Below are 14,088 nucleotides of genomic sequence, written 5' to 3' on the forward strand. Positions count from 1 at the left end.
GCGCGCACCGCGAGCGCGCCGCCCCTCCGCCGTTTCCGCTAGCGGTTGACGCCGCCGTGCCTCAGGTCGCCCTTGAACTCCATCGCGCGCATCGCGAGCGGAGTCGGGGTGGCCTGCTGCACCCACGGCTCGTCCCAGACGAACGTGCCGCCCATGATGTCGCCGTGGGTCTGCCAGACCGCCCCGGTCGGCGTGATCACCTTCACGAAGGCGTCGTTGCCCTGGGCCTCGATGGCGATGCCGCAGGCGGTGGCCGGATAGTTCGGGTTGGCCGGGTCCGTCATGGTCGCCGTCGTGTTGGTGAGGTCCTGCCAGACGATCTCCCCGCCGGGGGTGGCCGCCTTGCCGACGAACGCGTTGCCGCCGTAGAGCGCGGCCTGGAAGTCCTCGGTGTTGGACGGGCTGTAGGTGTCGATGTCGACGCAGGGGCCGGCGGGGCCGGTGTCGCCCTTCGGGCCGGTGTCGCCGGTGTCGCCCTTGGGGCCGGCGGGGCCGGTGTCGCCGGTGTCGCCCTTCGGGCCCGCGGGGCCCGTCGCGCCCGTGTTGCCCTTGTCGCCCTTGGGCCCCTTCGGGCCCTGGGGGCCGGTGGGGCCTGTGGGGCCGGTCTTCCCCTTGTCGCCCTTCGGCCCCTTCGGGCCCTTGGGGCCGGTCGGGCCGGTCGGGCCCTTGCAGCCGGTGGTCGGAGCGGCCGCCGTGCGCGGGTCGGCGGTGGCGTCCTGCTGTGCCAGGGCCTCCTCGGAGGAGGCGGCCTCGGCGCCCGGGAGCGCCCGGTGCTTGCAGCCCGTCGTCGGGTTCGACACCGCCGCCTCGGGGGCCGGGGCCTGCGGGGTGCCCCAGGCCGAGGCGGTCGGCGCGAAGCCGGTGAGGACGAGCGCGACCGAGGCGAGCGTGCCGCCGCCGAGCCAGACGCGACGCCGGGCCAGCGGGCCGAGCGGGGACCGGGTCCTGGTGTCAGGACGCATGAGAGTGCTCCTTCCTCCGCCGGCGCCCAGCGGCGCCGGCGCGAGTGCCGGTGGGGGAATCCGAGGCGGGACCGCGACGGATCCGGGTTTCGAAGTGGGATGAACTTCCCATCAGGTCATCGGCCCGCCGCCGCGCCGCCTTGACGGCTGCCGGGGCACTCTCAGCGCACTGGCGTAGCGGTGCCAGCCGAACGGATGCGTACACGACGGGGAACGCGGAACCCCCTGTCGGCGCGCCGTCGCCGTGCCCGTACCGGCCCGTGCCTACCGTCGCCCCCCGACCGAACCGCGAGAAGTGGTGTTGCCATGCGGCCGTCCCTCTGCTTGTGCATGATCGTCAAGAACGAGTCCTCGGTCATCGAGCGGTGCCTCGCCTCCGTACGCGACCTCGTCGACACCTGGGTCGTCTCCGACACCGGCTCCACCGACGGCACCCAGGACCTGGTCGGCAAGGCCCTCGCGGGGATCCCGGGGGAGCTGGTGGAGGAGCCCTGGGTGAACTTCGGACACAACCGCAGCCTGAACATCGCCCGGGCCCGCGCCCGCGGCGCCGACTACCTGCTGCTCCTCGACGCCGACCACGTCCTCCGCCAGGACGGGCCGCTGCCGGAGCTGACGGCCGACGCGTACATGCTGCGCCACGAGGGGGAGGTCGAGTACCGGATCAAGCGGCTGGTCAGGGCGAGCCTGCCGTGGCGGTACGAGGGCGTCACCCACGAGTACCTCACCGCGGACCGCGACCACGAGCAGCGGAACCTGGACGCGCTCGTCATCGAGGACCACGCCGACGGCGGCTCGCGGCACGACAAGTTCGAGCGGGACGCCCGGCTCCTCGGCGCCGAACTCGTCCGCGACCCGGGCAATCCGCGGACCGTCTTCTACCTCGCCCAGACCATGCGCGACATGGGCCGTACGGGGGAGGCGATCGGGCTCTACGAGCGGCGCGCGGCCATGGGCGGCTGGGTCGAGGAGGTGTACTACGCGCTGCTCCAGGCCGGGGTCCTCGCCGCCGAGGCGGGCGACTGGCCGGCCGCGCAGGACGCCCTGGTCCGCGCCTGGGAGGCCCGGCCGGAACGCCTGGAGGCGGTGTACGAGCTGGCGTCGCGGCTGCGCGTGGCCGAGCGGCACCACACCGCGCACGCCCTGCTCTCCACCGTCCTCGACCGGCCCGCGCCCGCCGAGGACCTGCTCTTCGTCCAGCCGTGGGTGTACCGCTGGGGGCTGCTCTTCGAGTACTCGGTCACCGCCTACTGGGTCGGCGACCACGCGGCCGCGCTCGACGCCTGCGACCGGCTCCTCGCCCTGCCCGACCTGCCCGCGCCGTACCGCGAGCAGACCACCGCCAACCGCGAGTTCGCGATCCGCGCCCTCGGGGTGCCGGCCCAGGTCTGAGCCGGCGCCCCGGGGCGACGGGGGGTCAGCGGACCCGGGAGCGGGCCTCCATCGCCCCGCGGGCCGCGGCCTCCGACTCGTACACCTCGCACATGTGCCGGCCGTCCGGGGTGGCCGTGTGCTCGACCTCCCACAGGCTCAGCTCGCTGCCGTCGAGCAGCAGGAACTGGTGCTCGTAGAGGGTGAAGCCGGCGTCCCGGCCGCCCTCCACCGGGCAGTTGCGGCCGAAGACCTGGGTGATGTGGTGGGCGAAGGCGATCCGCAGCCGGCGGGCGGTCCGCTCGCCCGGCCGGTCGCCGTTCTCCGCGCGCCGCAGGACGCGGCGGGCGTGGTCCGCGGAGTTGTCCGGCACGTACATCCGGGGCTGGGCCGGTATCGGACGGGCGAGGAGCGCGCCGAGCGCCGCCAGGTCGTCGTCCTCGTCGAGCGGACGCCCGTCGGACCGCTCCACCGTCCACCCCGGCAGCGGGCCCGACGGCAGCCGGGACGCGGCGAGCCGGGCCTCGGCCTCCTCCGTGTACAGCTCGTGCTGCTCGGCGCCGTCCCGGCCCGCGTTGTGCGCGAGCTCCCACAGGACGAGGGCGCTGCCGTCGGCGAGTAGATACGTGTGGCGGTAGGTGGTGCGGTTCAGGGTGGAGCTGTGGTGCGAGGAGTGCAGCGCGGTGGAGTGGGCGAGCGCCGACTCCAGGCGCTCCACCGTCGCGTCGGGCAGGTCGAAGGAGTTGAGCGCCCGGCCGAGGAGCCGCTCGACGTGCGTCTCGGTCGTCTCGTACGGATCGAGGTGATCCCGCGGATCGTTCAAGAGGGTCTCCAGGCTCCAGGCCGTCGCCGCATGTCACGTGGTGCTTGCTTAACGTAGTCCCTGGGTCCGACAACGGGGTCGGGGTTACGGAAAACGAGGGGCCCGCGGAGGAAGTTCCCGCGATCGCGCGCTTCCCAACTCCCTTTTGGTTACCGGGAGTACATCCGTCTATCCCCTCCCGTACAGCTCCCCGTACGAGGGAAAGTCGCCGCCCGGCCCCCGCCGCCCGCCCGGCGCCGCCAGGACCGCCCGGACGATCGCGCGGGTCACCAGGTCGGCACCGGCCGCCAGGATCTCGTTCAGGGCGAGCGGCCCCGGCCCGGCGGGCAGTTCGCGGGCGCCGGTGGCCAGCGCGAAGACCGTGTCGCCGTCGTTCATGAGGTGCACCGGCCGGATCGCCCGCGCGATCCCGTCGTGCGCCGTCCCCGCCACCTTCTGCGCCTGCGCGCGCGTCAGGACCGCGTCCGTGGCCACCACCGCCAGCGTGGTGTTCATCGGAGGAGCGGCGGAGGTCGCGCGGGCCTCCGCCAGCCGCCGGGCCGCCGCCGCCCGTACCTCCGCCGGCGGTGGCACGGGCAGCCCGCCGCCCTCGAAGAGGCTGCCGTACAGGACCCCCGTCTCCGGATCGAACGCCGAACCCACCGCGTTCACCACCACCAGCGCGCCCACCGTGATCCCCGACCCCAGCCGGACGCTCGCCGTGCCGACGCCGCCGCGCACCCCGCCGACCACCGCCCCCGTGCCGGCCCCGACCGCACCCGTCTCCACGCGCGCGTGCTCCCCCGACTCCGCCGCGGCCTCCACCGCCGCCCGCCCCGTGGCCGCGTCCGGACGCGCCGCGAAGTCGCCGCCCCGGCCCAGGTCGAAGACGCACGCCGCCGGCACCACCGGCACCACGTGCGCCGGATCCGGCCCCACCCGCACCCCGCGCCGCCGCTCCTCCAGCCAGGCCATCACCCCGGCCGCCGCCTCCAGGCCGTACGCGCTGCCCCCGGTCAGGACGAGCGCGTCGATCCGCTGCACCAGGTTCCTCGGATCCAGCGCGTCCGTCTCCCGGGTGCCGGGCCCCCCGCCCCGTACGTCCACGGCGGCCACCGCCCCGCCCTCCGGCGCGAGCACCACCGTCGTCCCCGACAGCGCCCCCGCCCCCGCCACGCGCGCGTGCCCCACGCGGAGGCCGGGCACGTCGGTCAGACCGTCGGGAGAGAACGAGGCGGCTGTCATGTCCCCTTCCTACCTCAGGACGGGCGGGCCGTCCTGGTGGCCGGGTTGTGTGCGGTGAGCGTCACGCCCACCGCCACCGCCGCCGCCGCCACGAGCCCCGCCGCCGGCACCGCCCAGCGGCCCGCGAACGAGCACAGCAGGATCGCCAGCGCCGCCCCCGGCAGCACCGCCTGCTGCGCCGGCCCCACCTTGAAGTACCGGGCGTGCAGCAGCCACACCGACAACAGGAACACCGCCGACGGGATCGTCACCGACGCCGACGCCGCCAGGGTGCTGATGTGGGCCTTCCCCACCGCCTGCTCGACCGCGATCTCCAGACCCGCGCCGATCGCCGCCGCCGACATGAAGATCACATAGTGGCCGTACCCCCACAGGAACCCCTGCCGGCTGTCCGTCAGCCGGTCGTGCGCCGGCACCACGAAGTACACCCACCACGCCGCGAAGACGATCAGCAACCCGCCCACCGCGATCGGCAGCAACTCGTTCAGCGCGTCGTTCTCCACCACCCCCGACTTCACCGCCACCGTCGCCGCCGCCACCGACTCGCCGAGCACGATGATCGTGAACAGGCCGTACCGCTCCGCGATGTGATGCGGATGCCAGGTGCTCGGCGCGTCCTTCTCCGCGTACACCGGCACCGCCAGCTCCGCCAGCGCCATCACCAGGAACACCCACGGCTGCGCCCCCTCCGGCACGAACAACAGCGCCAGCCAGCCGACCTGCACGGTCAGCACCCCGCCGGCGTACCGCCGGCACATCGTCCGCTCCTCCGCCGACGCGGCGTGCCGCGCCGCCCGCAGCCACTGCGTCGCCAGCGCCACCCGCATCACCAGATAGCCGAGGTAGACGACGAGGAACTCGTGCTCCTCGAAGGCGCGCGAGACACCCGCCGCCAGGATCAGCACACCCGCGATCTGCACCAGCGTCACGACCCGGTACAGGACGTCGTCGTTGTCGTACGCCGAGGCGAACCACGAGAAGTTCATCCACGCCCACCAGATGGCGAAGAAGACCATCGCGTAACTCACGACGCCCTCGCCCGCGTGCCCCTCGGCGACCGCGTGCACCAGCGACGCCCCCGCCTGGGCGACGGCGACCACGAAACACAGATCGAAGAAGAGCTCCAGAGGCGTCGCGGTCCGGTGCGCCTCCTCCCGGGAGCGCGCGGTGAGCGGCAGAAAAGGTTGTGTCATCCCCCCAGCACAGCAGAGCCCCCACCCCGCCTCCCCGAGCCACGCGGAACGGTACGGCCTCCGGGCGGTACCCCTGACGGGCCGTCCGCCGGGACGGGACCTAAGGCCGCCCGAGCAGCCGACCTAGGCCCGCCCCGCTCGCGACCATCGGCACTGATCACCCCCTGCCCCGAGGAGCAGCCTGGAAAGGCAAGGAAGAAGCCTCGAAAGGCCTCGAAGGGCCTCGAAGGGCCTCGAAAGGGCTTGAAAACGTCAGGGAAGTCAGGGAAGCGCCATGAGTTCCGTAGTCCAGGGCAGCAGGGCCACGGGCGGGTCACCCGCCTCGTACGACACGGAGCAGTACCGTCCCGGCCAGGCCATCACCGACTGGGAGCCGGAGAACGAGCTCTTCTGGAAGGCGATCGGCGGGAAGGTCGCGAACCGCAACCTGTGGATCGCGGTCCCGGCGCTGCTCGTCGCCTTCGTCGTCTGGCAGGTCTGGTCGGTCACCGCCACCAACCTCGCGGACGTCGGCTTCACCTTCTCGACCTCGCAGCTCTTCTGGCTGACCGCCGTCCCCGGCCTGACCGGCGGCACCGCCCGGATCCTCTACACCTTCCTCGGCCCGATGATCGGCCAGCGGCGCTTCACCGCCCTGTCGACGGCCGTCCTCGTCGTGCCGCTGATCTGGCTCGGCATCGCGATCCAGGACCCGGCGACCCCGTACACGGTGATGGTCGTCATCGCCGCCCTCTGCGGCATCGGCGGCGCGAACTTCGCCTCCTCCCTCGCCAACATCGGCTTCTTCTTCCCGAAGGCGAAGAAGGGCAGCGCGACCGGCATCAACGGCGGACTCGGCAACCTCGGCGTCTCCGTCGTCCAGCTCCTCACCCCGATCGTCATCACCTGGTCGACGATCGCGATCGGCTCCGCCCAGCACAAGGCCGACGGCACCCCCGTGTACCTCCAGAACGCCGCCTTCGTCTGGGTCCCCGTCATCCTCGCCCTGGCCGCCGTCGCGTGGTTCGGACAGAACGACCTCAAGGTCGCCTCCACCCCGTTCAAGCAGCAGAAGGTCATCTTCACGCGCAAGCACAACTGGCTGATGACCTGGCTGTACGTCGGCACCTTCGGCTCCTTCATCGGCTTCGCCGCCGCCCTGCCGATGCTGATCAAGACCACCTTCCCGGACTACTCGGTCGCCACCTACGCCTGGATGGGCCCCGCCGTGGGCGCGCTCGCCCGCTGGGCCGGCGGCTGGATCGCGGACAAGTGGGGCGGAGCCCGGGTCACCATCCTCTCCTTCGTCGGCATGGCCCTCTCGATCGTCGGCGTCATCGACTTCCTGCCGTCGGGCGGTGACGGCGGCGACTTCTACGGTTTCTTCTTCTGCTTCCTCGCCGCGTTCTTCTTCTCCGGCATCGGCAACGGCTCCACCTTCCGCCAGATCCCGGTCATCTTCCGCGGCACCCACCTGAAGGGCCTCGCCGAAGGCACCCCCGAACACGCCAGGGCCCTCAAGCAGGCCGAAATGGAATCGGGCGCCGTCACCGGCTTCACCTCCGCGACAGCCGCCTACGGATTCTTCTTCATCCCGGCGCTCTTCGGCTCGGTCGCCGTCACCAGCGCCATGTGGGGCTTCGTCGCCTTCTACGCCAGCTGCACGGTCGTGACCTGGTGGTTCTACGCCCGCAAGGGCGCCGAGGCGCCCAGCTAGACCACGTCTCCGAAGGGCCCCGCCGCGGCGGGGCCCTTTCGCATGCCCGGAACGGGACCTTGGGCCGTCGGAAGGTGACCATTGCCGCCCGAAACGATCGATCAGAAGGAGTGGAATGAAGGCAGCCAACGACGCGATCGAACGAATCGAAGAAGGCGGTGCGGGAAGTGACGGCGACCCCTGCTGAGACCACGGTGACCGAGCGGGCCTGGAAGGGCTTCAAGGGCGGACTCTGGCGCGACGCCATCGACGTCCGCGACTTCATCCAGCGGAACTACACCCCGTACGAGGGCGACGGCTCCTTCCTCGCGGGCCCCACCGAGCGGACCACCGCCGTCTGGCGGGCGCTCACGGACAAGTTCCCCGAGGAGCGCGCCAAGGGCGTGTACGACGTCGCGTACGACATCCCCTCCACCATCACCGCCCACGCCCCCGGGTACATCGACCGCGACAAGGACCTGATCGTCGGCCTCCAGACCGACGCCCCGCTCAAGCGGGCGATCATGCCCTACGGCGGCTGGCGCATGGTCGCCGGCGCCCTGGAGACCTACGGCTACCCGGTCTCCGCGGACCTCGAGAAGGTCTTCACCGCATACCGCAAGACCCACAACGCCGGCGTCTTCGACGCCTACACCCCCGAGATCCGCGCCGCCCGCAAGGCCGGCATCGTCACCGGCCTCCCGGACGCCTACGGCCGCGGCCGCATCATCGGCGACTACCGCCGCGTCGCCCTCTACGGCGTCGACCGCCTCATCGAGGCCAAGAAGGAGGAGAAGGCCGAACTCGACGTCCTCCCGGCCGGCCACCGCTCCCTGGAGGAGACCATCCGGCTCCGCGAGGAGCTGTCCGAGCAGCTCCGCGCCCTCGGCGAACTGAAGGCCATGGCCGCCTCGTACGGCCACGACGTCTCCGGCCCCGCCACCACCGGCCGCGAGGCGATCCAGTGGCTGTACTTCGCCTACCTGGCCGCCGTGAAGGAGCAGAACGGCGCCGCGATGTCCCTCGGCCGCACCTCCACCTTCGTCGACGTCTACCTCCAGCGCGACATCGAGGCGGGCCTCCTCACCGAGGAGCAGGCCCAGGAACTCGTCGACGACTTCATCATCAAGCTCCGCATCGTCCGCTTCCTGCGCACCCCCGAGTACGACGAGCTGTTCTCCGGCGACCCGACCTGGGTCACCGAGTCCCTCGCCGGCATCGGCGAGGACGGCCGCCCGCTCGTCACGAAGACGTCCTTCCGCTACCTCCAGACCCTCTACAACCTCGGCCCGGCCCCCGAGCCCAACATGACCGTCTTCTGGTCGCCGCGACTGCCGCAGGGCTTCAAGGAGTTCTGCGCGAAGGTCTCCATCGACACCTCGTCCGTGCAGTACGAGTCCGACGAGCTGATGCGCCCGCGCTTCGGCGACGACACCGCCATCGCCTGCTGCGTCTCCGCGATGCCCGTCGGCAAGCAGATGCAGTTCTTCGGCGCCCGCGTGAACCTCGCCAAGACCCTCCTGTACGCGATCAACGGCGGCCGCGACGAGAAGTCCGGCGCCCAGGTCGGCCCCGCCACCGGCGCCCTCACCTCCGAGGTCCTCGACTACGACGAGGTCATGGCCAGGTTCGACGAGCAGATGGAGTGGCTCGCGAACGTCTACGTCCACGCGCTCAACGTCATCCACTACATGCACGACAAGTACGCGTACGAGCGGATCGAGATGGCCCTCCACGACCGCGACGTCCGCCGCACCATGGCCTGCGGCATCGCCGGCCTCTCCGTCGCCGCCGACTCCCTCGCCGCCATCAAGTACGCCAAGGTCACCCCCGTACGCGACGAGACCGGCCTCGCCACCGACTACCTGATCGACGGAGACCACCCGGCCTACGGCAACAACGACGAACGGGCCGACGAGATCGCCGTCCGGCTCGTCGAGGAGTTCATGAGGAAGGTGCGCAAGCACCCCACCTACCGGAACGCCGAGCACACCCAGTCCGTCCTCACCATCACCTCGAACGTCGTCTACGGCAAGAAGACCGGCAACACCCCCGACGGCCGCCGCGCCGGCGAACCGTTCTCCCCGGGCGCCAACCCGATGAACGGCCGCGACACCCACGGCTACGTCGCCTCCGCCCTGTCGGTCGCCAAGCTGCCGTACGAGGACGCCGAGGACGGCATCTCGCTCACCAGCACCGTCACCCCCGACGGCCTCGGCCGCACCCCCGAGGAGCGGATCAGGAACCTCGCCGGCGTCCTCGACGGCTACATGGCGAGCGACGGCTTCCACATGAACGTCAACGTCCTCGACCGCGACGTCCTCATGGACGCCATGGAGCACCCCGAGAACCACCCTCAGCTCACCATCCGCGTCTCCGGCTACGCGGTCAACTTCGTCCGCCTGACGCGCGAACAGCAACTCGACGTCCTGAACCGCACCTTCCACGGCGCGCTGTAGAGGTCCCGCCATGGCCACGCTTCTCCCTCCGGACATCCCGGCCCGTCCCGCCGCGCAGAGCCGTCCCGCCGCCCCGGTCCGGGCCGTCACGCCGGCCGCCGCCGCGACCCACCGTCCGTCCGAGGGCTCGGTGCACTCCTGGGACCTCTCCACCGGTGTCGACGGGCCCGGCACCCGCTTCGTCACCTTCCTCTCCGGCTGCCCGCTGACCTGCCTCTACTGCCACAACCCCGACACGTGGCGGATGCGGAACGGGAAGCGGACCTCCGCCGACGACGTGATCGCCGAGGCGTCCAAGTACGTCCGCTTCATCTCCGCCTCCGGGGGCGGCGCCACCGTCTCCGGCGGCGAACCGCTCCTCCAGCCCGTCTTCACCGGCGAGCTGCTGCACCGCATGAAGCACGAGCTGGGCCTGCACACCGCCCTCGACACCTCCGGATTCCTCGGCGCCCGCGCCACCGACGCCCTGCTGCGCGACACCGACCTCGTCCTCCTCGACATCAAGTCCTGGGACCCGGACACCTACCGGAAGGTCACCGGCCGGCCGCTGAAGCCGACCCTGGACTTCGCCCGGCGCCTCGCCGAGCTCGGCCAGGACGTGCACGTCCGGTACGTCCTCGTCCCCGGCCTCACCGACGACCCCGCCGACGTCGAGGGCGTCGCCGCCTTCGCCGGCGGCCTCGGCAACGTCTCCCGCGTCGACGTCCTCCCCTTCCACAAGCTGGGCGAGGCCAAGTGGCAGGCCCTCGGCATGCCCTTCACCCTCCACGACACCCCGTCGCCCACCCCGGAGCAGATGGCGGCCGTCCGCGAGGTCTTCCGGAGCCACGGTCTGTACGCGGTCTGACGCCCGCCCCGCCTCCCCTCCCAGAGCCCGGCGACACGTTCACTCGCGCGCCGGGCATAACGGGCTCAAAGGGTACATACGTCCTACCGTGGCCCCGTGACCGAGCCACCCCAGACCGCCGAGCCCACCGCTCCCGAGCCGGAGGCTCCCGCCCCGGTCCCGGACGGCCACGCGCACCGGACCCCCGCCGCCGTCCGCCGACGCGCACTCCTCGCCGGCACCGCCGTCTCCACCCTCCTGATCCTCGCGATCGTCTTCGGCAGCCGGCTGCTCCGCGACTTCGACTCGGCCCTGCTGCCCTATGCCGTCGCCACCGTCTTCCTCGCCTTCGGCGTCGCCTACCGCTACACCGTCTGGATCTCCGCCCCCGGCGCCAGGCGCCTCTTCCGCCAGGGCTGGCGCTCCTTCTTCTCCGCGGCCAACTTCCGCAAGGCGCCCACCGCCCTGCCGAGGATGATCGCCACCTATCTCGGCTTCCAGAAGTTCCTCGGCGCCCGCTCGCACGCCCGCTGGGCCGCTCACCAGCTCCTCTTCTGGGGCTGCGTCCTCGCCGCGCTCATCACCTTCCCCCTCACCTGGGGCTGGTTCACCTTCACGTCGGGCACCGGCGACGGCCCCGGCTACGAGATGCGGATCTGGGGCTTCAAGGTCCTCGGCTTCGACTCGCTGAACATCCTCGGCTGGCTCATGTTCCACGGCCTGGACATCGCCGCCGTCCTCGTCATCGCCGGCGCCTCCTTCTTCCTGTGGCGGCGCATGAAGGACCGCGGCGCCATCACCGGCCAGCGCTTCGCCTACGACCTGATCCCGCTGATCGCCCTCGTCGTCATCTCGGTCACCGGCCTGCTGCTCACCTTCTCCTCGATCTTCCTGCACGGCGGCGGCTACGAGTTCCTGGCCGTCCTCCACATGGTCTCGGTCGTCTTCACCCTCATCTACATCCCCTTCGGGAAGTTCTTCCACATCGTCCAGCGGCCCGCCGCCGTCGGCATGCAGCTCTTCAAGTACACCTCCCGCCGCAAGGACGGCGCCGCCGAGGAACTCCAGGCCTGCCGCCGCTGCCACGAGCCCATCGACACCCCCGACTACGTCGAGAACCTCCGCGGCACCATGAGGGACCTGAAGCTCGACTTCGACGAATGGGCCGAGTACTGCCCGCGCTGCAAACGCGTCCTCCGCGGCAACGCCTACCTCACCCACGTCAAGAAGGGTTTCCAGTAAGTGACCGCGACCGACCCGTCCCGTGCGCTGCCGCTCGATCCGTCCGTCGCCCCGCCCGGGACGCGGAACTTCCGGGACGCCGGGGGGATCCCCGCCGACCGGTGGCACGCCGACCAGAACGGGGAGACGCTCGTCCCCACCCACTGCTGCTTCTGCGGGGTGCAGTGCGGCATGTACCTGCGGGTCGACCGCGGAGGCAAGGTGTTCGGGGTGGAGCCCCGGAACCACGACATCAACCGGATGCGGCTCTGCCCCAAGGGCATCAACGCCTACCAGCAGGTCAACCACCCCGACCGGCTGACGTCGCCGCTGATGCGGCGCAACCGGGACGAGGAGTTCCGGCCGGTCGGCTGGGAGGAGGCGCTCGACCACACCGTCGCCGAGATCCGCCGCATCCAGGGCGAGTACGGCAACGACGCCTTCGGCCTGCTCGGCGGGGCCAGCCTCTACTCCGAGAAGACGTACCTCGTCGGGAAGTTCGCGCGGGTCGCGCTCAGGACCAGGCACGTCGACTACAACGGGCGCCTCTGCATGGTCTCCGCCGCCGGCGCCAACAAGCTCGCCTTCGGCATCGACCGCGCCGGGAACCCCTTCTCCGACATCCTCCTCACCGACTGCCTCCTCATCGCCGGCTCCAACGTCGGCGAGTGCTTCCCGGTGATGACCCAGTACCTGTGGGGCGCCCGCGACCGGGGTGCCTCGCTGATCGTGGTGGACCCGCGGCAGACCGCCATCGCGCGCACCGCCGACGTCCACGTCGCCCTCAAGCCGGGGACCGACTCGGCGTTCTTCAACGCCGTGCTGCACGTCATCGTCGCCGAGGGGCTCACCGACGAGGCGTACCTCGCCGCGCACACCACCGGCTGGGAGGAGGTCAAGAAGACCGTCGCCGACTACCCGCCCTCCCGGTCCGCCGCGATCTGCGGCGTCCCCGAGGAGCAGATCGTGCAGGTCGCCCGGATGTTCGCGGGCGCGGGCAGGGCCATGGCCTGGCACGCCCGGGGCGTCGAGCACCACTCGCAGGGCGTCGAGAACTGCCTCACCATCATCAACCTCTGCGTCGCCACCGGGAACATCGGCAGGCCCGGTGCCGGCTACGGCACCATCACCGGGCAGGGCAACGGGCAGGGCGGCCGCGAGCACGGCCAGAAGTCCGACCTCCTCCCCGGCGGCCGCTCCATCTCCAACCCCGAGCACCGGCGGCAGATCTGCGAGATCTGGGGCATCGAGGAGTCCGAACTCCCGCCCGCCGGCACCTCCATGATGGAGATGGTCTGGCAGATGCAGCGCGCGGAGATCCGCGGCCTCATCGGCATCTGCAACAACCCCTTCGTCTCCCTCCCGAACTACGCCACGGTCAAGGAGGGGTACGACGCCCTCCAGTTCCACGCCCAGTTCGACTTCTTCCTCTCCGAGACCGCCGCCAACGCCCACGTCGTCTTCCCCGTCACCGTCTGGGCCGAGGACGAGGGCGTCATGGCCAACGCCGAGGCCCGCGTCGTCAAGCACAACAAGGCCCAGGAGCCCCCGGCCGGGGTCCGCACCGACACCTGGGTGATGTGCGAGCTCGCCAAGCGGCTCGGCGCCGGCGACAAGTTCGCCTTCCCCGACTCCCGCTCCGTCTTCGACGAGCTGCGGATCGCCTCCGCCGGCACCGTCAACGACTACTACGGCATCACCTACGAGCGCCTGGAGGAGACCGGCGGCATCGCCTGGCCCTGCCCGACCACCGACCACCCCGGCACCCCCCGCCTCTTCGAGGACGGCCGCACCTACCACTCCGACGGCAGGATCCACATGCAGGTCGTCGAGTGGCACCCGCCGATGGACCCGTACAGCGAGGAGTTCCCGCTCTCGCTCACCACCGGCCGGACCGTCGCCCACTTCCTGTCCGGGAACCAGACCCGCCGGCTCGGCGCGCTCGTCGAGCAGACGCCCCGGCCCTGGGTGGAGGTCCACCCCTCGCACGGCTTCCGCAACGGCGACCCGGTACGCGTCGTCACCCGGCGCGGCAGCGAGGTCTTCCCCGCCCTCGTCACCGAGGCCATCCGCCCCGACACCGTCTTCGTCCCCTACCACTGGCCGGTCCCCACCGCCGCGAACGCGCTCACCATCGACGCCCTCGACCCCCGCTCGAAGATCCCCGAGTACAAGGTCTGCGCGGCCCGCATCGAGGCCGCCGAACGCGTCGACGAGGTCCCCGCGCCGCCGACCGCCCCCGGGCAGCCCGCCTACCCCGAGACGCAGGTCTCCCGCACCGACCCCCTGCCCCCCACGTCCCCGCAGGGCCGTGGCACCGCGGAGAGGAGCTGA

The 14,088-nt window shown here is 71.6% G+C and carries 10 protein-coding genes; 6 read left to right on the forward strand and 4 right to left on the reverse strand.

The genetic code is table 11. The features are described from left to right. Positions 1-38: 38 nt before the first annotated feature. Positions 39-962, reverse strand: coding sequence for a collagen-like protein (locus HHL19_RS38285; protein WP_169093486.1), 924 nt, complete (start codon positions 960-962; stop codon positions 39-41). Between the two features lie 330 nt (positions 963-1,292). Between HHL19_RS38285 and HHL19_RS29795 the strand changes: the two genes are divergently transcribed. Then, on the forward strand, positions 1,293-2,354 hold the full coding sequence (locus HHL19_RS29795) for a glycosyltransferase (RefSeq protein ID WP_240981966.1): 1,062 nt from the start codon (positions 1,293-1,295) through the stop codon (positions 2,352-2,354). 25 nt (positions 2,355-2,379) lie between these two features. Here the strand turns inward: HHL19_RS29795 and HHL19_RS29800 are convergent, their stop codons facing one another. The 3 genes from HHL19_RS29800 to HHL19_RS29810 all read right to left on the reverse strand — a co-directional run bounded on the left by HHL19_RS29800 (position 2,380) and on the right by HHL19_RS29810 (position 5,573). Next, positions 2,380-3,156: a DUF6227 family protein gene (locus HHL19_RS29800; protein WP_169093488.1), complete on the reverse strand. Its 777-nt coding sequence runs from the start codon at positions 3,154-3,156 to the stop codon at positions 2,380-2,382. A 168-nt stretch (positions 3,157-3,324) separates the two neighbouring features. Further along, positions 3,325-4,380, reverse strand: a complete 1,056-nt coding sequence (locus HHL19_RS29805) for a P1 family peptidase (protein ID WP_169093489.1) — start codon at positions 4,378-4,380, stop codon at positions 3,325-3,327. 14 nt (positions 4,381-4,394) lie between these two features. Next, the gene (locus tag HHL19_RS29810) at positions 4,395-5,573 is read right to left on the reverse strand and encodes a low temperature requirement protein A (protein WP_169093490.1); all 1,179 of its coding nucleotides are present in this window, start codon (positions 5,571-5,573) and stop codon (positions 4,395-4,397) included. Between the two features lie 274 nt (positions 5,574-5,847). Here HHL19_RS29810 and HHL19_RS29815 point away from each other — a divergent pair, with 274 nt between their 5' ends. The 5 genes from HHL19_RS29815 to HHL19_RS29835 all read left to right on the forward strand — a co-directional run bounded on the left by HHL19_RS29815 (position 5,848) and on the right by HHL19_RS29835 (position 14,088). Then, on the forward strand, positions 5,848-7,269 hold the full coding sequence (locus HHL19_RS29815; protein ID WP_206325408.1) for an MFS transporter: 1,422 nt from the start codon (positions 5,848-5,850) through the stop codon (positions 7,267-7,269). Positions 7,270-7,427: 158 nt separating this feature from the next. Next, on the forward strand, positions 7,428-9,707 hold the full coding sequence (pflB, locus tag HHL19_RS29820) for a formate C-acetyltransferase (RefSeq protein WP_346768458.1): 2,280 nt from the start codon (positions 7,428-7,430) through the stop codon (positions 9,705-9,707). Between the two features lie 10 nt (positions 9,708-9,717). After that, positions 9,718-10,554 carry a pyruvate formate-lyase-activating protein gene (pflA, locus tag HHL19_RS29825; RefSeq protein ID WP_240981967.1) on the forward strand — a complete coding sequence of 279 codons (837 nt, stop codon included), beginning with the start codon at positions 9,718-9,720 and terminating at the stop codon, positions 10,552-10,554. Between the two features lie 96 nt (positions 10,555-10,650). Continuing rightward, the gene (locus tag HHL19_RS29830; RefSeq protein WP_169093492.1) at positions 10,651-11,775 is read left to right on the forward strand and encodes an MFS transporter; all 1,125 of its coding nucleotides are present in this window, start codon (positions 10,651-10,653) and stop codon (positions 11,773-11,775) included. Further along, the gene (locus HHL19_RS29835; protein ID WP_169093493.1) at positions 11,776-14,088 is read left to right on the forward strand and encodes a molybdopterin oxidoreductase family protein; all 2,313 of its coding nucleotides are present in this window, start codon (positions 11,776-11,778) and stop codon (positions 14,086-14,088) included.

Source organism: Streptomyces sp. R302 (genome assembly GCF_012927245.1).
Classification (GTDB): Bacteria; Actinomycetota; Actinomycetes; order Streptomycetales; family Streptomycetaceae; genus Streptomyces.

What these genes read in the sequence shown, in the direction of transcription:
- HHL19_RS38285 (WP_169093486.1), bottom strand. Translation starts at nt 962, where the DNA reads ATGCGTCCTGACACCAGGACCCGGTCCCCGCTCGGCCCGCTGGCCCGG.
- HHL19_RS29795 (WP_240981966.1), top strand. Translation starts at nt 1,293, where the DNA reads ATGATCGTCAAGAACGAGTCCTCGGTCATCGAGCGGTGCCTCGCCTCC.
- HHL19_RS29805 (WP_169093489.1), bottom strand. Translation starts at nt 4,380, where the DNA reads ATGACAGCCGCCTCGTTCTCTCCCGACGGTCTGACCGACGTGCCCGGC.
- HHL19_RS29810 (WP_169093490.1), bottom strand. Translation starts at nt 5,573, where the DNA reads ATGACACAACCTTTTCTGCCGCTCACCGCGCGCTCCCGGGAGGAGGCG.
- HHL19_RS29815 (WP_206325408.1), top strand. Translation starts at nt 5,848, where the DNA reads ATGAGTTCCGTAGTCCAGGGCAGCAGGGCCACGGGCGGGTCACCCGCC.
- pflA (WP_240981967.1), top strand. Translation starts at nt 9,718, where the DNA reads ATGGCCACGCTTCTCCCTCCGGACATCCCGGCCCGTCCCGCCGCGCAG.